Origin of the sequence: Nocardia sp. NPDC049737 (assembly GCF_040674755.1) — a bacterium.
Taxonomy (GTDB): domain Bacteria; phylum Actinomycetota; class Actinomycetes; order Mycobacteriales; family Mycobacteriaceae; genus Nocardia.
The window spans coordinates 180,779-204,110 of the sequence record NZ_JBFANH010000012.1 but is presented as its reverse complement, the minus strand read 5'-3'; the positions used below and the strand labels follow the sequence as shown (position 1 = coordinate 204,110).

At 66.4% G+C, this 23,332-nt stretch carries 25 protein-coding genes; 11 read left to right on the top strand and 14 right to left on the bottom strand.

The features are described 5' to 3' along the window. The first annotated feature begins 35 nt into the window (after positions 1-35). Genes AB0J47_RS18460 through AB0J47_RS18420 form a run of 9 tightly spaced genes read left to right on the top strand, consistent with a single transcriptional unit; the run spans position 36 to position 9,363 of the window. Complete coding sequence (locus tag AB0J47_RS18460) at positions 36-833, top strand: class I SAM-dependent methyltransferase (protein ID WP_364346884.1); 798 nt, start codon at positions 36-38, stop codon at positions 831-833. After that, on the top strand, positions 833-3,199 hold the full coding sequence (locus tag AB0J47_RS18455; protein ID WP_364346882.1) for a PEP-utilizing enzyme: 2,367 nt from the start codon (positions 833-835) through the stop codon (positions 3,197-3,199). The genes AB0J47_RS18460 and AB0J47_RS18455 overlap by 1 nt, the downstream gene beginning before the upstream one ends. Next, positions 3,196-3,810 carry a gamma-glutamyl-gamma-aminobutyrate hydrolase family protein gene (locus AB0J47_RS18450; RefSeq protein ID WP_364346880.1) on the top strand — a complete coding sequence of 205 codons (615 nt, stop codon included), beginning with the start codon at positions 3,196-3,198 and terminating at the stop codon, positions 3,808-3,810. The genes AB0J47_RS18455 and AB0J47_RS18450 overlap by 4 nt, the downstream gene beginning before the upstream one ends. Further along, complete coding sequence (locus AB0J47_RS18445; RefSeq protein ID WP_364346878.1) at positions 3,798-4,556, top strand: phosphocholine cytidylyltransferase family protein; 759 nt, start codon at positions 3,798-3,800, stop codon at positions 4,554-4,556. The genes AB0J47_RS18450 and AB0J47_RS18445 overlap by 13 nt, the downstream gene beginning before the upstream one ends. Positions 4,557-4,573: 17 nt before the next feature. Beyond that, complete coding sequence (locus tag AB0J47_RS18440; protein WP_364346876.1) at positions 4,574-5,065, top strand: adenylyl-sulfate kinase; 492 nt, start codon at positions 4,574-4,576, stop codon at positions 5,063-5,065. Further along, complete coding sequence (locus tag AB0J47_RS18435; protein WP_364346874.1) at positions 5,062-6,267, top strand: hypothetical protein; 1,206 nt, start codon at positions 5,062-5,064, stop codon at positions 6,265-6,267. The genes AB0J47_RS18440 and AB0J47_RS18435 overlap by 4 nt, the downstream gene beginning before the upstream one ends. Further along, entirely contained in the window at positions 6,264-7,535 is a 1,272-nt protein-coding gene (locus tag AB0J47_RS18430; protein ID WP_364346872.1) for an acetylornithine transaminase, read from the top strand. Before AB0J47_RS18435 ends, AB0J47_RS18430 begins: the two co-directional genes overlap by 4 nt. Before the next feature lie 44 nt (positions 7,536-7,579). Further along, positions 7,580-8,821 carry a phosphoribosylamine--glycine ligase gene (gene purD, locus AB0J47_RS18425; protein ID WP_364346870.1) on the top strand — a complete coding sequence of 414 codons (1,242 nt, stop codon included), beginning with the start codon at positions 7,580-7,582 and terminating at the stop codon, positions 8,819-8,821. Continuing rightward, positions 8,818-9,363 (top strand): NUDIX hydrolase, encoded by a 546-nt coding sequence (locus tag AB0J47_RS18420; RefSeq protein WP_364346868.1) that lies wholly within the window; start codon positions 8,818-8,820, stop codon positions 9,361-9,363. Before purD ends, AB0J47_RS18420 begins: the two co-directional genes overlap by 4 nt. Positions 9,364-9,584: 221 nt before the next feature. Here AB0J47_RS18420 and AB0J47_RS18415 read toward each other — a convergent pair whose 3' ends face one another. The 14 genes from AB0J47_RS18415 to AB0J47_RS18350 form a co-directional block, all read right to left on the bottom strand. Further along, the gene (locus AB0J47_RS18415; RefSeq protein ID WP_364346866.1) at positions 9,585-10,013 is read right to left on the bottom strand and encodes a hypothetical protein; all 429 of its coding nucleotides are present in this window, start codon (positions 10,011-10,013) and stop codon (positions 9,585-9,587) included. A gap of 535 nt (positions 10,014-10,548) precedes the next feature. Further along, the gene (locus AB0J47_RS18410) at positions 10,549-11,262 is read right to left on the bottom strand and encodes a hypothetical protein (RefSeq protein WP_364346864.1); all 714 of its coding nucleotides are present in this window, start codon (positions 11,260-11,262) and stop codon (positions 10,549-10,551) included. Beyond that, the gene (locus tag AB0J47_RS18405) at positions 11,259-11,705 is read right to left on the bottom strand and encodes an NUDIX hydrolase (protein WP_364346862.1); all 447 of its coding nucleotides are present in this window, start codon (positions 11,703-11,705) and stop codon (positions 11,259-11,261) included. The genes AB0J47_RS18410 and AB0J47_RS18405 overlap by 4 nt, the downstream gene beginning before the upstream one ends. After that, a complete protein-coding gene (add, locus tag AB0J47_RS18400; RefSeq protein WP_364346860.1) occupies positions 11,698-12,726 on the bottom strand; it encodes an adenosine deaminase in 1,029 nt (342 codons plus the stop codon). Before add ends, AB0J47_RS18405 begins: the two co-directional genes overlap by 8 nt. A 3-nt stretch (positions 12,727-12,729) precedes the next feature. Then, positions 12,730-13,815: a Gfo/Idh/MocA family oxidoreductase gene (locus AB0J47_RS18395; protein ID WP_364346858.1), complete on the bottom strand. Its 1,086-nt coding sequence runs from the start codon at positions 13,813-13,815 to the stop codon at positions 12,730-12,732. Continuing rightward, the gene (locus AB0J47_RS18390; protein WP_364346856.1) at positions 13,812-14,690 is read right to left on the bottom strand and encodes a hypothetical protein; all 879 of its coding nucleotides are present in this window, start codon (positions 14,688-14,690) and stop codon (positions 13,812-13,814) included. Before AB0J47_RS18390 ends, AB0J47_RS18395 begins: the two co-directional genes overlap by 4 nt. Beyond that, positions 14,687-15,790 carry a Gfo/Idh/MocA family oxidoreductase gene (locus tag AB0J47_RS18385; RefSeq protein ID WP_364346854.1) on the bottom strand — a complete coding sequence of 368 codons (1,104 nt, stop codon included), beginning with the start codon at positions 15,788-15,790 and terminating at the stop codon, positions 14,687-14,689. The genes AB0J47_RS18390 and AB0J47_RS18385 overlap by 4 nt, the downstream gene beginning before the upstream one ends. Further along, entirely contained in the window at positions 15,787-16,782 is a 996-nt protein-coding gene (locus AB0J47_RS18380; protein ID WP_364346852.1) for a Gfo/Idh/MocA family oxidoreductase, read from the bottom strand. The genes AB0J47_RS18385 and AB0J47_RS18380 overlap by 4 nt, the downstream gene beginning before the upstream one ends. After that, complete coding sequence (locus AB0J47_RS18375; protein ID WP_364346850.1) at positions 16,779-17,738, bottom strand: sugar phosphate isomerase/epimerase family protein; 960 nt, start codon at positions 17,736-17,738, stop codon at positions 16,779-16,781. Before AB0J47_RS18375 ends, AB0J47_RS18380 begins: the two co-directional genes overlap by 4 nt. Beyond that, entirely contained in the window at positions 17,732-18,967 is a 1,236-nt protein-coding gene (locus AB0J47_RS18370) for a methionine adenosyltransferase (protein ID WP_364346848.1), read from the bottom strand. Before AB0J47_RS18370 ends, AB0J47_RS18375 begins: the two co-directional genes overlap by 7 nt. Further along, positions 18,951-20,072: a Gfo/Idh/MocA family oxidoreductase gene (locus AB0J47_RS18365; RefSeq protein WP_364346846.1), complete on the bottom strand. Its 1,122-nt coding sequence runs from the start codon at positions 20,070-20,072 to the stop codon at positions 18,951-18,953. The genes AB0J47_RS18370 and AB0J47_RS18365 overlap by 17 nt, the downstream gene beginning before the upstream one ends. A gap of 240 nt (positions 20,073-20,312) precedes the next feature. Then, complete coding sequence (locus AB0J47_RS18360) at positions 20,313-20,564, bottom strand: hypothetical protein (protein ID WP_364346844.1); 252 nt, start codon at positions 20,562-20,564, stop codon at positions 20,313-20,315. A 17-nt stretch (positions 20,565-20,581) separates the two neighbouring features. Next, on the bottom strand, positions 20,582-20,803 hold the full coding sequence (locus tag AB0J47_RS18355; protein WP_364346842.1) for a hypothetical protein: 222 nt from the start codon (positions 20,801-20,803) through the stop codon (positions 20,582-20,584). After that, positions 20,803-21,123 (bottom strand): hypothetical protein, encoded by a 321-nt coding sequence (locus AB0J47_RS18350; protein WP_364346840.1) that lies wholly within the window; start codon positions 21,121-21,123, stop codon positions 20,803-20,805. The genes AB0J47_RS18355 and AB0J47_RS18350 overlap by 1 nt, the downstream gene beginning before the upstream one ends. Before the next feature lie 216 nt (positions 21,124-21,339). On the opposite strand from AB0J47_RS18350, the gene AB0J47_RS18345 reads away from it, so the two are divergent. After that, positions 21,340-22,119 carry an aminotransferase class IV family protein gene (locus AB0J47_RS18345; protein WP_364346838.1) on the top strand — a complete coding sequence of 260 codons (780 nt, stop codon included), beginning with the start codon at positions 21,340-21,342 and terminating at the stop codon, positions 22,117-22,119. 65 nt (positions 22,120-22,184) lie between these two features. Next, positions 22,185-23,108 (top strand): SUMF1/EgtB/PvdO family nonheme iron enzyme, encoded by a 924-nt coding sequence (locus AB0J47_RS18340; protein ID WP_364346836.1) that lies wholly within the window; start codon positions 22,185-22,187, stop codon positions 23,106-23,108. The last annotated feature ends 224 nt before the right edge of the window (positions 23,109-23,332 follow it).

Here is a 23,332-nt window from a genome sequence, read left to right as displayed (position 1 = left end):
GGCGCAAACACGTCGTCGCGAGGAAGGACAGCACCATGCGCAAAGCCATCAGACGATCCGAAACCAACGAGTCCTACTGGGACCGCCGCTGGGCCGAAGCCGGAAGCGACGAAGCATCTTTCACCGATTTGTCGATCTACCCGATCAAATACGCCGAGATGGTCATGGGAGACCAGTCAGACCGGGTATTGGAACTCGGATGCGGACTCGGCAGAGTCGTCAAGCACTACCACCACCGCGGTTGGAAGATCGCCGGCATCGAGCGCAGCAAAATCGCGGTCGATGCCATCCTCGACCAGGACCCCGGCCTGGATGTGACCGTGGGCGATGCAACCCGAATCAGTCTGCCGGACAACGCAATCGATGTCCTGCTGGCGTTCGGGCTGTATCACAATCTCGAGCACGACCTCGTGCCTGCGCTGGGCGAGTCGGCTCGGATCCTGTCTCCCAACGGCCGGTTCTGCATCACGATGCGCCCGGACAACATCGAGATGCGCCTCAACGAACGGTACTGGCAATGGCGCAACCGGCACCGCACCGGCCCTTTGCACTTCCATAAATGGCTCGTCGGTGAACAAGAATTCACCGCGGTGCTGGCCGGAGTCGGGCTGCGCACTGAGCAGGTTCACTACGCCCGCAACATGTCGATCCTCTACCGGCTGCCGTTGCTGCGCGAACGACAATTCGCCCACGCCGAGGAAAGCGCGCGCCGCGCAGGCGGCTACCGACTCAACGTCCTCGGCCGCACGATCGACGGGCTGTTGATGCGGTGGTGGCCCGCTCAGTTCTGCAACGTGATGGTGTTCATCGGCGTGAAGGAAGGCGACCGTTGATGAGCACTCCAACCACCGAATTTCCACGGGCCTTCGTCGATCTCGGCACCAAGGCGCAGACCTTGCAGAGCCTGGCTCCGCTGCTTCGGCACGCTGAGGTGCTGCCGCTGATGTATTTCACCGTCGCGGACTGGGCCGAGCGCCGCGGCGAACTGCTCGATGAACTGGCAACACTGCCGTGGGCGGATGGGCCGCTGATCGTCCGTAGCAGCACCGTGCACGAGGACGCCGCAGACACCCAGGAAGCAGGCCGCTACGCCTCTGAAGCCGAGGTCGTAGGCCGCGATGCCATCGCCGCAGCGGTCGAGCGCGTGGTGTCCTCCTACACCGAGGGGGGACGGCGAGCGATAGACCGTGCGGACCAAATCCTCCTCCAGCCGATGGCGCCGCGGGTCACCCGAAGCGGGGTGGTGTTCACCGGTGACCCGAATACCGGCGCTGCCTACATCGTCGTGAACTACAACGATGGCGCCGACACCACCGCCGTGACCGGTGGCCGCGGCACGAACTTGCGAACCTTCTACTACTGGAAGCCCGCGCAGGATTCGCCCGACGATGACCGTATGGCCAGGTTGCTGGCCCTCACGCGTGAACTCGAGGCGCTCACCGGCGAGGACCTGCTCGACGTGGAATTCGCGTTCGGGGAGCAGAACCGCCTCTATCTCCTGCAGGTGCGCCGTCTGCTCGCCGCAGCGGTGGATCCGGTCCGGACCCAGGCCCACCAGTCCGCCCTGCACGCCGCTGCCGACAAGCTCGCTCGCGACGGCAGACACCCCACCCTGCTCGGTCGCCGGACGATGTTGGGCGTCATGCCGGACTGGAACCCTGCCGAGATCATCGGCATCCGGCCCCGACCACTGGCGTTGAGCTTGTATCGGAGCCTGATTACCAACCAGATCTGGGCCGAACAGCGACATCGCTATGGCTACCGCGATGTCCGTGGTTGCCCACTGATGATCGACTTGGCCGGCCTCCCCTACATCGACGTGCGGGCCAGCTTCAACTCCATGCTCCCGGCCGACCTCGACGACACCGTCGCCGCCCACCTCATCGACCTTCAGCTCGACCGGCTCGCCGCCGAGCCTGCCCTGCATGACAAAGTCGAGTTCGAAATTGTCCAGTCCTGCTTCACTTTTGACACCCGCGAGCAATCACGGGCACGGTTCGGCACCGCGTTGACCGACGACGAGCACCAGGCTCTGGCTGAGAGCCTCTTGCGGTTGACCAACCGACTCCTCGATCCCGCTCACCCGGCCCGCGTCGAGGATGACGCGAACCTGCGGAGCCTGGAACAACGATGGACACTGGTCAAAGGCCTGGACCTCGACCCAGTCGCCGAGGCTCGCTGGCTGCTGCACGACTGTGCCCGCTACGGCACTCCCGCTTTTTCCGGGTATGCGCGCCTCGGGTTCATCGCCGTCGAGCTGCTGCGCTCGATCGTGCGCGCCGGCGTTCTCTCACCGCGTGATGCCGACCTGTTCGTGTCCGGCATGCGGACCGTCACCAACCAGATGACCGCCGATCGCGCGGCCCTCTCGACCGAGGAATTCTTACGGATCTATGGGCATCTGCGCCCTGGCACCTACAACATCTGCTCCCCGCGCTATGACCAGGCCCCACACCTGTACTTCACCAGCAACGCCGAACCACACAATTGCCCACCGGCAAAACCCTTCGAGCCCAACACATTCCAACTGCACGCCCTGGACGAGCTCGCCTTCAGCGCGGGACTGGCACACGGTGGCGCCGAGCTTTTGACGTTCATCGGCGATGGGATCATCGGGCGCGAGAACTCCAAGTTCGCCTTCACCCGCCACCTGTCGGAGGCACTGTCGGCCATCAGCCGCCTCGGCGCAGAGCGCGGGCTCTCACCAGAGGACTGCTCCTATCTGGACGTCCGCGTCATCGAGGAGCTCTACCAAGGCACGGGGTGGATGCCCGAGGAGCTGCGCCGTGCCGTCGAGCACGGCCGCGAAACCTATGCCCTGACACGGCAAATCGTGCTCCCCCCACTCCTGACTCGGCCCCAGGATGTGTTCGCGTTCCACCAGCCCCACGCGCAACCCAGCTTCATCACCCAAGCCTCGGTGACCGCGCCGCTCATCCCCCTCGATACCGGTGGGCCCATCGACGGCAAGATCCTGCTGCTGCCCAGCGGCGACCCCGGCTACGACTGGATCTACTCACACCGGATCGCCGGAGTCATCACCGCCTACGGCGGCGTCAACTCCCACATGGCCATCCGCGCCCACCAATTCGGTATTCCCGCAGTACTCGGCGTCGGTGAAACCACCTACCAAGCACTACGCGAAGCCCGCGTCGTCACCGTCGACTGCACCAACCGGCGAATCGAGATCCTGCGATGATCCCAGTCCTGACAACCCAGATGGTCACCGTCGACGAGCGCCGCGGCGAACGCCGCGACACCCTGGACCACCGATGGGCCGAGTTCCTCATCGCCTGCGGGCTGGTGCCGATCGCGGTGCCCAACAATCCGACTGCCGCCGGCCACCTACTCATCACCGTCCCCACCGCGGGAGTGCTGCTCACCGGCGGCAACGATCTCACCGCCTACGGCGGGACCGCACCCGAACGCGACGCCACCGAACGACTACTGCTCACCTCGGCGCTGCGGCAGCACCGCAGTGTTCTCGGCGTATGCCGGGGAATGCAGATGCTTCAACACCACTTCGGTGTGAGCCTGGCCCGCGTATCCCAACATGCTGGCGTCGACCACGACATCGACGTCCAAGGGACACCCCGGAGGGTCAACAGCTACCACCGCTGGGCCGCCTGCGACAGCGCCGAACCACTGGATGTGTGGGCCCGCGCCGCCGACGGTGTCGTGGAGTCGGTCGGATCGCACGAGCTGCGGGTAGCCGGGATCATGTGGCATCCCGAACGTGTCACCGTGCCCGACCCGCACGATATCGCCCTGTTCTGTGACCTTTTCGCGAGCGCGCCATGCGCGCGGTGATCCTCGCTGCCGGTCGGGGCAGCCGCATGGGCGCACACACCGACGAGCACCCCAAATGCCTAGTAAACGTCGGCGGCCGAACCCTGCTCGACCGCCACCGCGATGCTCTAGACGCGGCCGGTGTCGAGGAGGTCGGCATCGTGACCGGTTACCGCGCCGAGACACTCACCGGGCGACTGTCACGGGACTTCCACGCCCCGCGCTGGCAGGAAACCAATATGGTCGTCTCGCTTACCGCCGCCGACGACTGGCTCAGCACGGCCCCTTGCCTGGTCGCCTATGGCGATATCTTCTACACCGCCGACACCGTCCGGTCCCTCGTCCAGGCGTCCGCCGAGCTGGCCATCGCTTACGACCCGCATTGGCTCGAGCTGTGGGCGAAGCGGTTCGCCGACCCCCTCGATGATGCCGAAACCTTTCGGCTGCGCAGTGACTCGACGGTCGCCGAAATCGGCCGAAGGGCAGCGTCCACCGAAGAAATCCAAGGCCAATACATGGGGCTGCTGCGTTTCACCCCACCCGCCTGGACACGGGCACGCGATCACCTCGCCGCCCTGACCCCGGCAACCCGCGACGCCCTGGACATGACCTCACTGTTGCAGAACCTGATCACCACCGGCGAACAGATCCTCGCCATCCCCCGCCACGGTCCATGGGGTGAAGTCGATCATCCCGCCGACATTTCCCTCTACACCTCGATACTCGAGCACCCATCAACCTCCGAGTCGAAAGCCGGAATCGCATGATCACCTGGTTGATAGGGATGTCCGGAGCAGGAAAGACAACCATCGGACGTCTCGTGGAGGCCGAACTCCGCACCACCCACCCCGGCACGGTCTACCTCGACGGCGACATGCTGCGCGAGGTGTGGGGTGAGCAGACCGGGCATGACATCGCTGGCCGGGAGGTCAACGCGGGCCGGATCTCGAGGTTGTGCGCCATGCTCGATCAACAGGGCTTGGACGTCGTCGCGGCTGTGCTGTCGATCTTCCCCGACTGGCAAGCATGGAATCGGGCCACCTTCTCGTCGTATTTCGAGGTCTTCCTCGACGCGCCGATGGATGTGTTGCGCGCGCGTGACACCAAGGGCCTCTATGCCGCGGCCGCCGCCGGAAATGAAAGCAACGTTGTAGGTGTCGACATCCCCTTCCCCCGCCCGGCCGCCCCTGACCTTGTGCTCGACACTTCCGGTGCCGCCGGTAGCCCAGCCGTGCTGGCCGCGGCAATTCTGGACCGCATACGGGAGCTGCGATGATGCGGCGGGCAATCCTCGCTGCCCTCGTCGCCGAACTCGCAGCATGGGCGTTGATCGGTTGGCATCGCCGGTCCTTCCCATGGCTGATCACCCGCGCAGACCTTGCACCAGTGCTCAGCCCCGCCACCGTGAATGCCCACGCCCACCGTTCTTTCGACCCCGAACTCGGCTGGTGTCGACGGCCCGGCGAGACAGCGAACGAGATCACCGATGACGGTGTCACCAGCTACAGCGTCGACGGCGCCGGGCGGCGCATCAATCCTGGCTACGGTGACGAGCCCTCAGCTCCGATCGCGTGTTTCGGTGACTCGTTCACCTTCTGCCGACTGGTCAATGACGATCAGACCTGGCCGCACCACCTTTCTCGCCCGACCGGTGCCAACGTCGCCAACTACGGCGTCGGCAACTACGGCCTGGACCAGGCGCTGCTTCGGCTCGAGCGGGAGCTGCCCTACCTCGACGCCGGCCTCGTCGTCATGGGCGTCGTACCCGAAACCATCGCCCGCATCCAGTCCGCATGGAAGCACTACTTCGAATACGGCAACACCTTGGCGTTCAAGCCCCGTTTCCAGCTGCTCGACGGGCGACTTGTCCTGCACCCCAGCGTGATCGAGCGACCCGAGGACTACCTCGACTACCGCCCGCACCTACCACGCATCCAGGTGATCGACCCGTTCTACCGCCGCAAGTTCCAACGAGACCTGCTCGCCTTCCCCCACGTCGTGCACCTGCTCACCCGAGCGCGACGCCACCTTCCGATCCTGTTCCACCTCACCGTCGGCCGCCTCCGTCGACAGCCCGACCGCGGATTCCGGCGAGCGTTCGCGGTCGTGGTGCGCGAGAACCACACCCTCACCTCCCGCCTCTACAGCGAAGAGGCATCGACTGCGCTGCTCGAAGCGCTGATCCGCAGGTTCGCCCAGACGTGCGCTGCCGCTGGTAAGCAGGCCGCGCTGGTCATCGTTCCCCAACCCGCCGACCTGGACCGCGTGCCCGCCGCCCACGAGGCGTTCTTTACCGCGATGGGCGCGGTGCTGCCGGTCATCGACCTTACCCCCACGTTCCGGGCCGAACCCGCCCCGGCGGGCCTCTACGCCTACGGCAAACTCGGCCCGCACCCCAGCGACCGAGCCAACCAGCTCATCGCACGCATCATCGCCGAGCGACTCTCGATCCTCGGCCCACCACCGGAGTTCCCATGAGCCACAACGACACCGACGCCACCAGCAACGCCGTCGCCGACCCCACGACAGGAACCGGCCACCCCAACGAACAGACCACGCGACTCCTGGCGGCGGCGCAACGCACAACCTTCCCTGCCTACAAGCCCGCCTCGCTGGTCATCGAGTACGGCCGCGGCCGCCACGTCATGACCGTCGACGGCCACCGCTATCTGGACTTCACCGCAGGCAACGCCGTCAGCTGCCTCGGCTACGCCCACCCGGCCATCACCGCCGCGATCGCCGAGCAAGCCGCGCGAATTGTCCACACCTCCAACCTCGTTCACAACCGCCAAGCAATACTGCTCGCCGAACAGCTGTGCCAGCGAACCCCCTTCGATCGCGTGTTCTTCTGCAACAGCGGCTCAGAGGCCAACGAATGCCTTCTCAAACTGGCGCGGCGCCACTTCCACGAACAAGGCCAAGACCGAACCCAGATCATCGCCACGAACACCGGATTTCACGGGCGCACCTACGGCGCACTGACCCTGACCGGCCGCACCAAGCACAAGATCGGGACCGGCCCGCTCCTCGCTGGCGTCACGCACGTCCGTTTCAACAGCCTCGATGCTGCCGCCGCGACGATCTCCGCCGACACCGCCGCCGTGATCGTGGAAACGATCCAAGCCGAAGCAGGCGTCATCCCCGCTGACGATCACTACCTACAGGGGCTGCGTGAACTCTGCGACCACCACGGTGCGCTGCTGATGTTCGACGAGGTACAAACCGGCATCTGCCGCACAGGCCCCTTCTTATCCTGCGAGCACAGCTCCGTGATCCCCGACGCCTGCTCACTCGCGAAGGGAATCGCCTCCGGCCTTCCGATGGGAGCGGTGCTGGCACGAGAAACCCTCGCCGGTGCACTACCCCCAGGCAGCCACGCCAGCACCTTCGGCGGCAACCCAGTCGCCGCCGCTGCCGCGCGAGCAACCCTGGAAGTCATTGACACCGAAGACATCCCAGGAAACGTCGAACGCAGCGGGCGCACCTTGGCCAGCAGATTGCGCGAACTCGCCGCCGACGACACCCTGCCCGTCACCGCAGCCCGCGGCACAGGCCTACTCCAAGGCCTGGAACTCTCCGCCACTGTCGACCCCCAACACCTGCTCGGCCAGCTGCGTGAGCAAGGCTTACTGCTGACGGTCGTGGCCGAGCGCGTGCTGCGGTTTACCCCACCACTCAATCTGACCGCTGACGAGCTCGAGTGGGGCCTCGATACGCTGCACTCAGTTCTGCGCCGACACCGATAAACCACCACCCGAGTGCCCAACACCTGAGAAAAGGATGAATACCTGTGAAGATCCTCGTCGTTGGTCCCGGAGGCCGTGAGCACGCCATCGCCAAGGCGCTCTCGCGCGACCCCGAGGTCACCGAACTGCTTGCCGCGCCGGGCAACCCCGGCATCGCGGCGATCGCACAGTGTCATCCGGTCGATGCCTGCGACGGCGCCGCCGTCGCTACCTTGGCCGTCGACCTCGACGTCGATCTCGTGGTGGTCGGCCCCGAGGCGCCACTGATCGCCGGGGTCGCCGACGCGGTGCGCGCGGCGGGAATCGCGTGCTTCGGCCCGACCCAGGAGGCAGCGCGCATCGAGGGCTCCAAGGCCTTCGCCAAGGATGTGATGGCGGCGGCGGGGATCCCCACCGCCAAATCACGCACCTGCACCTCCGCCGCCGAAGTAGACGCCGCGCTCACCGAATTCGGTGCACCGTATGTCGTCAAGGATGACGGGCTGGCCGCGGGCAAGGGCGTCATCGTCACCGACGACATCGACGCCGCACGCGCTCACGCCGCCGAATGCGAGCGGGTCGTGATCGAGGAATACCTCGCCGGGCCGGAGTTCTCGGCGTTCGCCCTCTGCGACGGCAGCCGATCGGTCTTGCTGGCGCTGGCCCGCGACTACAAACGCGTCGCCGACGGAGACTGCGGACCGAACACCGGCGGAATGGGTGCCTACTCCCCCGTCAGCTGGCTCCCCGCCGGAGTAGAAGACGCACTGTCCGCGACAGTCGTCGATCCCTTGCTGGCAGAACTGGATAAGCGCGGCACACCGTTCTCCGGTGTCCTGTTCCCAGGGCTGATCCTCACCGATGACGGCGTCAAAGTCATCGAATACAACGCCCGCTTCGGCGACCCGGAGACCCAAGTGGTCCTCGAACGCCTCGACACCCCACTGGCAGGGCTTCTGATGGCTTGCGCCACAGCCACTCTCAAACCTGACACACAGTTGGACTGGAGCCCCGACACCGCCGTCAACATCGTCATCGCCAGCGACGGATACCCCTCGCACCCTGTCGCTGGCGACACCATCACCGGTCTCGAAACCGCCGCCGCGGTCGACGGCGCGCACATCCTGCACGCCGGGACAGCCCTCAACGACGACGGCGAATTGATCGCTGCGGGCGGACGTCTGATCAACGTGGTGGCCCGCGCCGCCGACCCGAGCCAAGCCCGCTCCACCGCCTACGAAGCGCTCAACCACATCCAGCTGCGGGGGCGGGTCGTACGCACCGATATCGCACTGGACATCACATGAGTGTTGGTTGGCCGCTGATCGACAGCGACTACCCGTTCACCTACAAACTCGGCAGAATCCGTCGCGACCGGATCCTCGGTCGCGACGGCGCCGAGCATACCCAGACCACCCTGGAGAACGCAGGTGCCGTCTATGTGGTCCCCCTCACCTGCGACGGCAGGATCTTGCTGCTTCGCCAATACCGCCAAACCGTGAGCGCATGGGGCTGGGAGCTGCCAGCAGGAGCCCTGTTCGATCACGATGGTGACCCGAAGGATCTCGCGGCGAAGGAGCTTCGCGACGAGGCGGGCGCAACGGCCTCCCGTATCGAACATTTCGGCTTCTTCTACGACAGCCTGCCTATCTCCAACTCGCGCTGCGATATCTACCTGGCCTACGACACCGTCCTCGATCACACTCCGTCTTTAGGCCAGACCGAACTCATTACGCCTCATCTGTTGCCCGTTGATCGCGTCCTCCATATGGCCCGCACCGGCATCATCACAGACGGTCGCTCAGCGTTGTCTCTCCTGCGCTGCGAAGCTCTCCTCAACACCTGCTGAGCGCCTCTTCCAGGGGGCCTACCCGCAGCTGAGCCAATGTCATCCACCGCGTCAGCGTGTGGCGCAGATCGGCTATGCAGCCGCGGTTGGCGTCCCATCGTATGTGCCGCCGCTGAGGTCGATGGCGTCACAGTTGCTGGTCTTGTCATCGATGAGCGTGGCGTCGGCGATCGACCGGACGGGGCAATCCGCCGGTGGTCGTCTCCTCCAGAGGTAGGCAGTTACAGTCGGGGCGGTGGCGGTGCCGGAAGGTACTCACAAACCTTATACACCGCGCCGTCATCGGTGACTCGTTCCTGCCATGGTCCCATCACTCGCAGGTTCGGCAGGAACCAGCAGTGTTGTTCCTGCCGCAACGGCACTGCACCGGTAAGGCATTCGGCGATGGTGCCGCCGTCGTCGTGTTCGTGGCCGGTCATCAACCGCTCCGCGAACGCCGCCAGCTCCCATGCCGTGCGGATCGGTCCCACTACGACTCCGGGGCTATCACCGAAGCAGTATTCGGGAAATTCCAGCGGTCCGGCGATACGCCATCGGATCGGTGGCGGCGGATCACTTTTCAATCTGTCGAAACCCACGAACCATGCCGCATCGTCGAGTTCGCGCGCCTCGACAGCGGCCGATTTGGCGTCCTCGAGATGATCGGACATCGTCGGCGCGTCGCATTCGCCCTCATCCCAGGTCCCGAGAATTCTCGACTCTTTCGGACGTGGTGTCGCATAGAAACGTGTCAGGCAGTGCTCGTCATCACACAATGTGCACATCGATGCTCACCCCTGCTCTGACCGGTCGCCGTAGCTCCGTGGCGCAGCGGCAAGTGCGGTTGCTGCCAGCTCATCAGCAGCCTGCATCAGTGCTGAGACTGCCGGATGCCCTGGATCCACCAGTATCGCAACTTCTTCGGTGAGTGCTGCGATGTCATCGCGTATCCGCCGCGACTGCGCCGTGTGGGAACTCATCCGTTCTACTCCTGACTTCGGTTCTGGTACTCATCCACGTAGTTCGATGCCGCGTTCGCGCCCTCGTTCCTCCCGCCCGCCTCGCGCGGACCCCGCCGCGGCGGTTTCCGACCCCGAGACCATCAGGCGCGTTCGTTCGCACCGGCCGTGCCAGAACCCCGGTGCGCGCATCCACGGTCGGTTGCCGCCGCGCCACCGGGGAGGTGCCTTTCGCCCGATCTTGCGGTCATTTGAGCGAATGTGCCGTCCACTGCTCCAGCGTGTGGCGCAACTCGGCGATGCTGTCGCGGTTAGCATCCCATCGCACGGCGGTGCCGCCGTGGAGGTCGAAGGCGTCGCAGTTGGTGGTCTTGTCATCGATGAGCGTGGCCTCAGCGATCGTCAGGCCGTGAGCGTCGAGCCACCCGCCGAAGAACCGGTTCGGGTCGTCCTTTTTGCAGACGCCGACGTCACTGGAGCAAATGAGGTCGTCGAACAGGCCGACGGCGTTGGTCAGCGTCGCCGCTGCACCGAACCACGGTGCGGCGGCGCGTTGCGCGCGGCGGAAGGTGTCGGCGAAGCAGTCGATGTTGTCGGTGGCGACCACGATGAACGCTTGTTCCCGTATCTCGGCGAGCAGCGCCGCGAGTTCGGTGTTGACCGACATGGCGGCGCAGTCCCGGATCAGCGTGTCGAGCAGGAACCCTTCATCGAGTCCGGCGGTGGGCGTGAGGTTCATCGCGGCGATGACCTGCTGGCTCGACCGGAGGCCTCGCATCCATTCGTCCCCTCGGATGCTGTTGTCGGTCAGTATTTCACCGATGTACTGCATCAGCTGCTCGCGGATCGGATGGTGCGGGTCGGCGCAAATGGACTGCCAGTAGAAGTCGTGGGAAAGCACACCCCACCAGTCGACGAAGACCACACGCCGTCGCCGCGGCATCCGACCCGCCGTGCTCATTTCTCGAACCCCATGTAGATGTCCTTGCCGGTACGCCACTGGCCCTTCTTCAGGAATTGCGGGTAGATGTGTTCTTCGGCCTGCACTTCGGCCGGGGTGAAGAACCGCATGTGTTCGACCGGGCCGTCGAGGTCGGCCCAATTCCGGTCGAGTGCACCGGATTCCAGGCGAGCAAGGAAAAAACACTCCACTTTGTGGCGGTGGTGTTTGGCCTCCCAGTATTCGAAGACGTGCACCAATTCGCCTGCGGCGACATCGAGTCCGGTTTCTTCGTGGACTTCGCGGCGGATGCAGTCGTGCAGCGATTCGCCGGGTTGCAGGCGACCGCCGGGTGTGTACCAGATCCGGCCGTCGTTGGAGACCAGCAGCAGATCCTCGCCCCTGGTGACCAGGGCGCGTGCGGTGACCTGGATCTGGAACTGGTTGGTGGCGTCGCTATCCACGGTGTCCTTCCTTGGCGGGTTGATCGTCGGCGAGCCATCGCCGGATACTCGACAGCAGTGCCGTGCGTGTGGCCTCGGTCATACCAGCCGTGGACGCTGCCTCGGCGGCGAGGTCGGCCAGCTGATGATCGGTGAATCCCAAGGCATTACCGACGTGCTGGTACTCGCTGGTGAGGGTGGTGTCCAGCAGCGTGGGGTCATCGGCGTTGAGCGTGACGGCGACGCCGTGTCGCAGCATCCTCGGCAGTGGGTGGCTGGCGAGGTCGCTGGTGACGGCGAGGCGCACGTTGGATGTCGGGCATACGTCACAGACGATGCGGTGCTCGGCGAGTTCGTCGAGCAGGCGCGGATCGGCGGCTGCGCGCACGCCGTGCGCGATCCGATGCGGTCGCAGGGCGGTGATGGCGGCGCGGATCGACTGTGGTCCTTGGGTTTCCCCGAGGTGTGGCACGACGAGCAGGCCGTGTGCGCGGATGATCGCTGCGGCCCGGGAGTAGCGCTCGAATCCGTCGGCGGGCTCCACACCTGCCAGGCCGAGCCCGGCCACATTGCGGGCGTGCTTCACGGCGAAGCGGGCGGCTTGCTCGATCCAGTCCGGTGGGCGTGCCCAGTTCACCCCGAGCAGGTAGCGCACTTCGATGTCGTGGCGTCGCGCCGCCTGCTGGAAGGTGCCGTCGATGAACGCGAGGGTGTCGGGCACCGACCAGCCGAATCGGTCGGCGTAGAGCCACGGCCCGACCATGGGTTCGCTGTATCGCACGCCTTCGGCCGCTTCGTCGGCGACGAACTCGCAGATGACCCGCTGCAGGTCCTCGGGTGTGGCGATGACGTCGGTGACTTGCCGGAAGCAGTCGAGGAACTCCGGAAGGTCGTTGAAATCCGCGACGCCAGGCGTCGGCAGGCGGTGCCGATTCGCGAACTCGGCGATGGTGGTGGCGCGGGCGGCACCTTCCAGGTGCACGTGCAAGTGCGCCTTCGGCAGCGTCGCCAGCCACGTCGAGCGCTCCACAGTGACGGTCATCGCCTACAGGTACTCCTGTCCGATCCGCAGCTCGACAAGCGGCTGCGGCCCGCCGGTGGCGGCCGAGACCTCAACGGCCCCTGTCTGTGTCGCCAACCCGGTCAGGATCAACCTCATCGCGAACGACGATTCGGCCAGGATGTGACTGTTGCTCGCCACTGCGGCGACCAGCGCGGTGAGCTTGACATGTTCGGGATCGACAGTGGGCATGTCGATTCCGAAGGCCGGGGTGTCGTCCCAGGTGGCGGTGTAGTGCGGCTGCTCGGGTGGGGTGTTGGATCGGACGAGGATGCGGTTGCGCCAGCAGTCGAGTCGAATGTCGCCGGATCGGCCGCGCACGATGAGGTAGTCCTCGGGCCGGTGCAGGCACCACGACGACTTGACCATGGCTTGCTGTCCTGTCGGGAATATCAGCTGCATGCTCATGTGGTCCTCGACCTGCTGGGTGAGTGTTCCGCCGTCGAGGCATCGCCGATGATGAATGGCCTGGGTCACCGAGGCGGTGGCCGCGCTGGGTGTGCCGGTGAGGGCCAGCAGCCGCGACAGCGCATACGGCAATGTGTCTAGAGCCGGGCCTGCCACGGCGTCGTGGCTGTAGTACCAGTTGGATCGTGGTGGCCCTGGGACGTCGAGCATGGAGGTGAATTCCATTGGTGGGCCGATGATTCCCGACCCAACCAGGTCGGCCACCGCAGTGAGCGCTGGGCGGTCCACGAGTGGCAGTGCGACCACGACTCGATCGTGGCGAGCGGCGGCGAGATCGAGTTCGTCCAGCTCGCGAAGCGATGTCGCGATCGGTTTCTCGATCAGCGCGTGCTTGCCGGCCTCGAGCGCGGCCACCGCGTCGGCGCAGTGGTGAGCGTGTGGGGTGCAGACCACGATCGCGTCCACCTCTGGGTCGCCCAGTAGGCCGCCGCGGTCGCGGTAGGCATGGGCGGTCGGCCACAACCGCAATGCCGAATCCCGAGAGGAGGCCGATGGGCTGCAGATGGCGGTGACGAGAACCCCGGCCACAGTGTGGGCTTGGCGCAGGTACGCGCTGCCGATCATGCCGCAGCCGAGCACTCCTAATCGCAGCGGCGTGGTCACGGTGTCTCCATCAGGTCGTCGACTGTCATGGCGGGATCGAGGGGGAGGATGTTGCCGGTCTCGTCGAGCAGCACCGCGTGCCGCTCGAAGAACTGGCAGACACCAGCGTGGTGTTTGATCGGCTCGCCCAGAGGTTGACCGAGAACCCGGACGCCGCCGTGTGTTTCGTAGTAGCGGCGAAGGGCGGGTCGGCACAGGTGTCGGCCGTGCCCCCGTGGTACCAGGGGCGCCGCCAAGCGCTCGACCGGGATGCCGGTGCGGCGTCCGGTCGGGTCGAGGACGGGCAGCAGCGCCGTGTGGATCTGGTCGGCGGGCCTGCCGGTGGTGTCCAGGTTGTGTAGTGGACCGACGGCCAGTGTGGGGGCTTCGACGCGGTAGAACTCGGCGAGCGCGTCGAGGAAGTCGCCGCGATACCACTGGTGTTCGAATTCGCGGTCGGCCTTGTCGCGTCGGCGGTGCAGCGACGTGGCGACCGGGGTGGTGAGCAGCACGATCGCCGCCGTCGGGGTCAGGTGCGGCCGGATATCGCGGTCGAACACGGCGCGGGCGTGCCGATACCCGTCGCGGTCGCCGGTGACCGCGGCGGTGGCCCAGCAGTAGGCCAGCACGCTGAGGTAACTGCGGTCGAACACCGCCACCACAGGGTGGCGTGCGTCAGCGAGGCGCGACGCCAGCCGGTCACGGCGCAACTCCCGCCGCAAATACCACAGGGTGACCTCCTGGGAGGACCTGTCGTGCATGGCTTCCCGGTCGGCGGTGGTGGGGTTGGTTTCGGGCACGGCGAGGCAGTCCTCGCTGAGCGCGGCGGCGAGGGTGACCATTATGGAGGTCTTACCCGCGCCGGGTAGACCTTCCAGGTACACGCTGATCGTCATGAAACGCCTCCCGGTAATGGGGTAGTCCAACTGCCGGACTCATCGGCCATCGCCTGGTACATCGCGGCGACGGTGGCGTGGTCGGCGGCGGCTTCGGCGAGCGGGTACAGCGGCGCGACGGTGGGGTCGGTGACGGCCGCGGCGAGGTTGGTGAGGAAAGCGGCGGCGGTGATGCGTTCCTCGTCCAGCGGCAGCAGCGGGAATGGGTTGTGCCACTTGGTGATACATGTCTCGTCGGCCAGGACGGCGATCTCGGCGAGGACTTCGACGCCGTGCACGACGCGGGTGCGCCGCTGCACGCGGTAATGCTGGGCGTGGGGGTTGTCCGGGTCTGCGAGGGCGACCATCTCCTCGCCCCAGGCCGCGCCGTGGGTGCCAGTGAAACCGGCGTGGCGGCGGGCGCGTATCGGGGACTCGTAGTTGAGCCACGACCAGTGGTAGGTCGCGAGGGTGTCGTTGTCGAACTCGATCACCGCGTGCTGGACGCGTTCTCCGGGGAAGAACACGCCTCGGTGGGTTATGTGGTCGGTGATCGGCAGATCCCGCTGCACCGCCAGCACCCGCCTCGGGGCGGCGGGTGCTGCGAGGTAGGAGCGCAGCAGGCTAACACCGTGGTATTCGTGGCCGACGCCGTCGCTGTAGGCGGTCCGGACCTCGCCGAACACGCCGCGTTTGATCAGGTCGCGTTTGACGGTCTCGATCGGGCGGCGGTGGTACTGCTCGGCGACATCGGTGTAACTGTCCCGGGCGGCCAGCGCCGCCGCGACCTCCGCTGCTTCGGTCGGGTCCGCCGACAGCGGTGTTTCCAGCAGGACCGGGCCGTCCCAGGCCGCGAGCCGCCGATACAGCTCGGGGTTCTGCGACCAGGTCACGCACGCGATCAGCGCGTCCACACCCGGACCGCCAAGCAGCGCGTCGAGGTCCGGATACGCGACGGTGCCCAACGCGGTCGCCGCCTCGGCGCTGCGGTGGCGGTCGCGTCCGCAGATCCCTGCGGGCCGGACACCGGGAAGCATCCCCAGCAGCGGACCGTAGAGCGTGCGCCATCGCGTGCCCGCGCCGATCACCGCGACACCGACCTCGCGGGGCATGCTGTTCATGGCTGCTCCACGCGAGTCCAGGCGCCGTCGGCGCGGGCCGAGTCCGCGGCCGCGGTGGCTACGGCCAGGCTGCGCAGATGGTCGTCGAGCGAATGCGGGGGCGCCGCACCGGTTTCCACGGCGTACTCGAACGCGCGATAGGCGCCGAGGATGCCGTCGGGCACCCACGCCCCGCCACACTTCTCGTTCTCGACAGGTACGCCGTCGCTGGAGACGAGCCAGGCATGTTCCAGGTCGGCCCCGGCGCTGCCGAGGACGCCGTCGATGTCGAGGCGGTAGTGGAATCCGCCGGGCGCGGGGACGGCGTTGTTGAACGACAGGCTCGCGGTCAACGGTGCTGTGTCGTCGAAGCCCAGCGTGATCGCGTACGCGAGCGGGCACGACGCGTGCTGGCCGGGTTTGGCCCATGCCCGCGCGGACACCGTCGTCGGGGTGCGGCCGGTGAGGTAGCGGACCAGGTCGAGGTAGTGCAGGCCGTGGTCGAGGAACAGGTAGTCCGGATGATCGGTGTACCAGGCGGCCAGATCCTCGTTGAACCTGTTCGCATGATGCACCGCATACACCTGCCCGAGGCGTCCGGCCTCGATCCAGCCGCGCACCCGCGCGTGCGTAGGTGCCCACCGGGCGTTGTGGTTGACCGCCACCGCCAGCCCCGCCTGGCGCACCTCCCGCGCCAACTCACGCGCCTCGGCTAGGTCGTAGAGGACCGGCTTCTGCACCAGCAGCGGCTTACCGACATCGAGCAGCGTGCGGATCAGCGCGGCGCGGTCGCCGGGACGGGTCGCGACATCGACGACATCGACATCGCCGCGTCGCGCCAAGGCAATGGCATCGGATTCGACAGCGGCACCGCAGGATTCGGCCGCACGTCGAGCACGGGAGAGGTCGAGGTCGCAGACCGCGCTCACCGTCACCTCGCCGAGAGCGTAGGCGGGCAGGTGTCCCTCAGTGCCGATTCGGCCGCAGCCGATCAACCCGACACGCAGCGTCATGACCGTCCTCCCATCGGGGTGTGCCCGGCCGAGTACGCCCGCGTGGAAGCCAGGCCATGCCGTCCGGCGGCGAACAGGTGGTGCGCGGCCTCGGCCGGATCGAGGCTCCAGACCGCGGGCGAGAACAGCTCGATCGATGCGGGTCCGCTGTATCCGGTGTCGGCGATGACCGCGAGCAGTCCAGGCAGGTCGAGGACGCCTTCCCCTGGCGGGCAGCGCAACTCATCGCGCATCGCCGCCGGGTCGATGCCATCAGGGACGTCGCTGACCTGCACGAACTCGACCGACCCTGGCGACAGAACCCGGATCTCGGCCTCGGGCACGGCGGCGGCGAACAGATGACAGGTGTCCAGCAGCAGCCCGACGTTGGGGTGGCGCAACTGGTCGAGCAGACCCACCAGACCCGCGAGATCCCGCACGAACGGGTGAGTTCCATCCAACGTCGCGGGCAACCCCGCGTGCAGGCCGATGAACTCGACCGCCAAGCGCACACCGTAGGTTTCGGCGCGGTCGGCCAGCAGACCGAGCCGCTCCACCGCCGTCAAGACGGCGTCGGCGGGCGACAGATCAGTGCGTGGATTGCACACGATCGCCGCCCGCGTGCAGCCCAACGCAGCTGCGGCGGTGAGCCGTTCATCCATGCTGGCCTCGGCGGTGCTCCACGCGGCCTGCTCGACCAGCAGCGGCGCGGGCAGCACCGGCCCGGCCGGGATCAGACCACTGAACGCCTCGACCCGCACCCCAAGATCCGCGATTCGGGTGGCGACGGCGTCCAAGCCGCCGAGGGCCTCGGCGAGAGCCAGGATCTGCTGGATGGACACCTCCACTCGCTCGAATCCTGCATTCCTGGTGGCTGTGAGGAACTCGCTGACCGAGGTGCCCCACCGGAAACAGGCCGGGTTGATGCACACCGGCAAGCCCGGATCGCCGTCGCGGGCTGCTAACTGGGTCAGCACAGTGCCCGCCTCCCCGCGATCAGGTCCTCGCGCAGCGTGGGCAGCGACCCCATCACGTCCTCGACGACCGTGCTCACGTACCCGCTGTCCACGGCGACGCCGCCGGACTGCTGGACCCCAACGAACTCCGGGCAGGTCAGCTCGCCGCCCGACCTCGACACCAGGCACACCGCCATCGGCAGCCCGGTTTCGGTGTAGAGCCGCTCGGCGACGGCTTGGGCCAGCACGTTGTAGAGCTTGCCGACGTGGTAGACGGGGTTCTTGCCGTTGGCGCCCTCCATACTCATGGGGCGCATCAGCGAGATGACACCGTTGCAGCGGTTACCGCGCCCGACGACGCCCTCGTCGCCGCTCTCGATCGAGGACCCGGTCACCGTCAAATACAGCTCCTGGGCGTCGTGGTCGTCGCGGGTGTTCAACGCCACCGTCGCCGCACCGGAGGGGGCCAGACCACGCGCCCGCTGCAGCACCAACTCGTGCAGGGCTTGTTTGCGGTCGATGTAGGTGGCCAGGTCCGGTGTGTGCCGATCGATCTGGGGCACGCACAACGTGATGTGCAGGTCGCCTCCGTCGCGGCACACCATGATCTTGATGTCCGACCCGAAATACGGTGCGGCGGTGGTGAATTCGGCGCCGTTGAGCCAGCCCTCGATGTCGAGGGCGGCGCGTTCGGCGATGCTCAGCGGCGCGTACCCGACACCGGCGGAGGTGTCGTTGGCGTGCAGGCGGCGGCGCTCGCTCAGATCGTCGAGGCTGCGCGGGGCGAACCAGTGCAGCCGCCCGCCGTCGCGGGAGCTGGTGTCGCTGTGGACATGGCCGGGGCTCGATGCCGGGTTCAGGCGCATGCGGACCTCGATGTCGTCGCGGCGCAGCAGCGGCAGCCGGGAACACAGGAAATCGCGGGACACGGTCTCGATCAAGTCCCCCACCGACAGCTTCCGCTCCCCCAAGGTCTCGCTGAACCGGCCGTTGACCAAGGCGGTGATAGGCCCGTCCACGCTGCCGCCGCCGAACGCGACGGTGGCAGAGCCGCCGAGCAGGGCGGTCTTGTCGGTGTTGTGGTGCAGGATCGCCCCGAACTCCTCGAGGCACAGTCGTGAATAGGCGCGCGAGAGCTCCTCGGCCAGCCCGTCGGCCAGCGAGTCGGGGTGGCCGATGCCCTTGCGTTCGACGATGTCGAACCCGTAGGCGTCAACGAAGCGGTTGTCCAGATCAACAGAGACCAACACGACGGTTCCCTTCTGTGGTGGTGTCGCGGTCGACGGTCTGCGCTGACCGTGCGATTTCGGCAATGAGTTCGAGGTCGGCCAGTGCTTCGCGCGGGCCGGTCACTGCGGCCTGGCCGGACACGATCTGGTTGTGGAAGGCGATCAGCTCGGCGGCGAAAACGTCGTCGTAGGCCAACTCCCGCGTCACCGCTGCACCGTCGTTCTCGGTGTCCAGCGCGATCGGCGCGTATGGCAGATACGGCGATGGGAACGACACCGCGCACCGGGCGATGTCGCCGACCAGTGACAGGGTTTCGGTGTACCGGCCAGCCGCGACGAAGGTGTAGGACATAAGCCCGACCCGCCCCGAGGGACTGCGCAGGGTCGCCTGCCCGCTCAGCCCGTCGTTCCAGAACGCGGCGTTCACGACCCGCACCTGGCCGCCGAGCGCGGTCCGCAACAGATTCACGTCGTGAATGACGCTGGTGGCCAACAGGAAATAGGCGGCCAGCGCGGGGAGGGGAGCATCGACTCCGACGGTCCGCCGGATGGCCGCAGCGCTGGCTCCATCGGTGACCTGGTGGTGCACGAACTCCGACAGTGACCCGCCGGGCGGCCGCGCGCGGCCGAGCACCGAATACAGATAGCGGTCCTCTGGCGGATGAACCAGATCCGCAGCCGCGGTGCGCAGACCCGACGCGATCCCGACCTGCCCTAGCGCGGTCGTCACCGCCGCGCTGTAGCGCTTCATATACCCGACAACGCAACCGATGCCGGCGGACTCGATGGCCTCGACCAACCCTCGCGCCTGGTCCGGCGTCAGCGACAGCGGCTTCTCGACGAACACCGGCTTCCCAACTGCCGCCGCAGCCTGAATCTCTGCGACATGGTCACCGCTGGTGGCGATCAGCACTGCGTCAAACAGTTCGGCCGCGGCGAACAGCTGTCCCACCGAGGCGAAGACGCGACATCCACTCGCCCACACCGCGGCCTGCTGCAGCGCCCGCGGGTCGGTGTCGCAGAGTGCGACCACCCGAAACCGGTCCCCGAGACGAGCCAGCGCGGGCAAGTGCCGAGTCTGCGCGGCGACGCCGCAGCCGATCACCGCGATCCGCAGCCGCCCCATCACGCCGCTCCGTTCAGGCAGTACCGCGCGGGGGTGAACGCGGTGTCCAGCAGCGCCGACAGCCGTCGTTCACCACTCATCGTCGAGCCTCGTGGAAACGCCCGATGCCGGGGCACATAACCACCGCGGCATCGGGGCAACCGTAGGGGATTCCGGACGTGATACACCTCGGCACGTTGCCGCTGTGCCGCCTCCGTCGTAGACCGGAGGAGCCTGCAATGCCTCGAACCGCCGAGACCTTCAGCCCGCATGGCTGGCCCCCTCATGCTGCTTGGTGCCCAGCCGAGACGCTGCGCAACCACCTGAAGCGACATCGGAAAACGTCAATCCGCGTGCTTGATGCTGTTGCAGCAGCCACCATTTCGCGCCGCACGCCTGCGATGTCGTGCCGCCTTCGAGGGCTCCACAGGCGCGGTGCTCCTCCAGCCACGGCCGTATCTCGGCATCGAGGACCTTCCGCCACTGCGGTAGCGCGTCGTGCGATGTTGGCATCGAAGTAGCTCCTTTGGTCACTGGTCGTCTGGGGCGTCATACTCAGGTCCGAGCCTGGATAGAATTTCGACTGCACTCACACCGAGAGCGGTGTCTGCGGCGGTGTCGTATGTCGATGTGCTCTGACTGTCCAGTCCGTCATCGGCCCGGTCCTGGTACATCAGCCACGCGGCCCCGGAAATCGCTCCCGCGAACAGCAGCGTGACCACGATGACCAGGCCCAGTTGCCACCCCAGCATCAGGCGATGACATGTGATCCGAGGCGGCTGTAGCTCGCACCGTCCTCCACGGTGATCACCTCGTCACACCACTCGATGACCGGCCCCACGTCACCGTCAAGATGCCTCAGGTTCGGGATAAGCACGGCCGAGATCTCCACCCCGCGCACCCGGGTCATGTTGCGGGCCACGTTGCGCAGGCGCATCGCCGGATGGTCCGTGTCGTCGCCGAACACGACTGTTTTGATCAGGTTGTAGCCCAAATCCTGTGCAGCGCGCCGGATTTCGGTCTCGTCCCACGGTTGGCGTGTGCCGGATTCGTCACGACGGATGTAGCCCATTGCTGCGGGTGATCTCATGATGGTTCGGTCCCTGCGGAGGGTTGGTTGATCGGACTGAAAACCCCGGCTGCCGCGATCCGTGTTTTTCATGGACCTCAGAATCGGCGCACAACCGCCTGCCCGGAACTGTCGCTGAATGTCGTTGCACTGACTTTTCACTGACGTTCGGCGTTGGGCCACGCTTTCGCGACGCGCCCTCGGTGACACACTGGCCGCATGGAACTCAACGGGTCGCCGATCAGTCAGTCCGAGCTCGCCGCGCTGGGTTTGGTCGGGTACGGGCACTTCACGTCCATGCGTGTGGAGAATCGCGCTGTGCGTGGGCTCAGCCAGCACATGGACCGGCTCACCCGCGACTGCCGCACGGTGTTCGACGCCGAACTCGACCCCGAGCGCGTGCGCCACCTCATCCGCCGCGCCGTGGCCGACACCGACGCCGCAGTCGTCGTGCGGGTCACCGTGTTCGACCCGCATATCGCCCTCGGCAGGCCTGGTGCTGACGCCGACCCTCAGATCCTGGTGACCTGGCGTGAAGCGCCCGCCGTCCCACAAGCCCCGATGACTCTGCGGTCGGCGGTCTACACCCGCGACCTACCCAAAACCAAGCATGTCGGCCTGTTCGGCGCCCTCTACCAGCGCCGCCTCGCCCAACGCGACGGCGCCGACGATGTCCTGTTCACCACCGCTGATGGCACCATCACCGAGATCGCGACGTCCAACATCGGCGTCATCTCCGACGGCCAGCTGATCTGGCCGCAGGCCGACGTGCTGCCCGGCATCACGATGCGCCTGCTCAGCCAGACCCTCGATGAGGAAGTCGTCGTCAAACCCATCACCCTGGCCGAACTGCCGCACGTCGACGCGGCCGTCGCCACCAACGCCGCGGTCGGTGTGCGTCCAATCGCCCGCATCGACGACATCGACCTTCCCGTCGACCACAAGCTGATCGACCGGCTCCGCGCGGAATACGAATCCATTCCCCCGCAACGCATCTGACGCGCACCGCACCACCGCTGCGACTAGGCTCAGACCCTACGCTCGGGGAAGGGAGCACACACTCGATGGCCATCGTGGTCCGGAGCTGGACAGGCTCCGAAGCAGCCGCACTGCGAGACGCACGACGGATGAGTCTGATCGAATTCGCAGCGCATATCGGCGTCAACCCCCGGGTGATCTCCCGCTGGGAAGCCGGCGGCGCGAACATCCGCCCCCGCCCCGTGAACCAAGCAGCCCTCGACACCATCCTGTCGCGCCTCAACGACGACGAACTCGCCCGATTCGTCGAAGCGATATCTCCCACCGCCCTGAGCGACGCTCGCGACACCGACGTCATCGAGCAACGCACCAACACCCGCCATCCCGCCGACGGCAAGCTCATGACCTGGGTACCCGAAGGAATCTTCCTCGCCGGACCACAAGACCAACCCGTGTGGGTGGCCGGATTCTGGATGGATGTCTTCCCGACCACCAACGACGACTACGCGCGATTCGTTGCCGCCCACCAACATTCCACGCCCCAGCATTGGGACGGCCCGACCCCGCCCCGCGACATCGCCGACCACCCCGTGGTCTGGGTCAGCTGGGACGACGCCAACACCTATGCCCAATGGGCCCACAAAGCTCTGCCGACCAGCCAACAATGGGAGAAAGCCGCCCGAGGCACCCGCGGCAACACCTGGCCCTGGGGCAACCAGCCGACCCCGGCCAAATGCAATGTCCGCGGCTCCGGGCCCGGCACCACGACGCCGGTATCTACCTACGCCAGCGGAGTCAGTCCATTCGGCATCTACGATCTCGTCGGAAACACCTGGGAATGGACGGCCACCGAGACCACCACCGACCGATTCGAGCTCAAAGGCTCGGCATTCACCAGCCCGTTCGACCGAGGCGAACCAGCAGCATTCAACGATGCCACGCGCGGGATGCTCGACGACGACACCGGATTCCGTTGCGTCACAGGAAATCTCGTGAGCGAGCCAGTTTAGTCGACCGTCAGATCACACTTGACGTCGACCGCGGCCGGAGTCATTGAGGCCGAGGAACACATCGACCCGCAATTCCTGCACAAGAGCCAGTGGCGTACCGGCAAGGACATCTACATGGGCTTCGAGAAATAGGCACGGCGGATCGGATGTCGGCGCGTATCGCGATTATGCATTCGCCGAGGAAACAAACCACTTGATCGGCGCATTCGAAATCTTCCACGGCT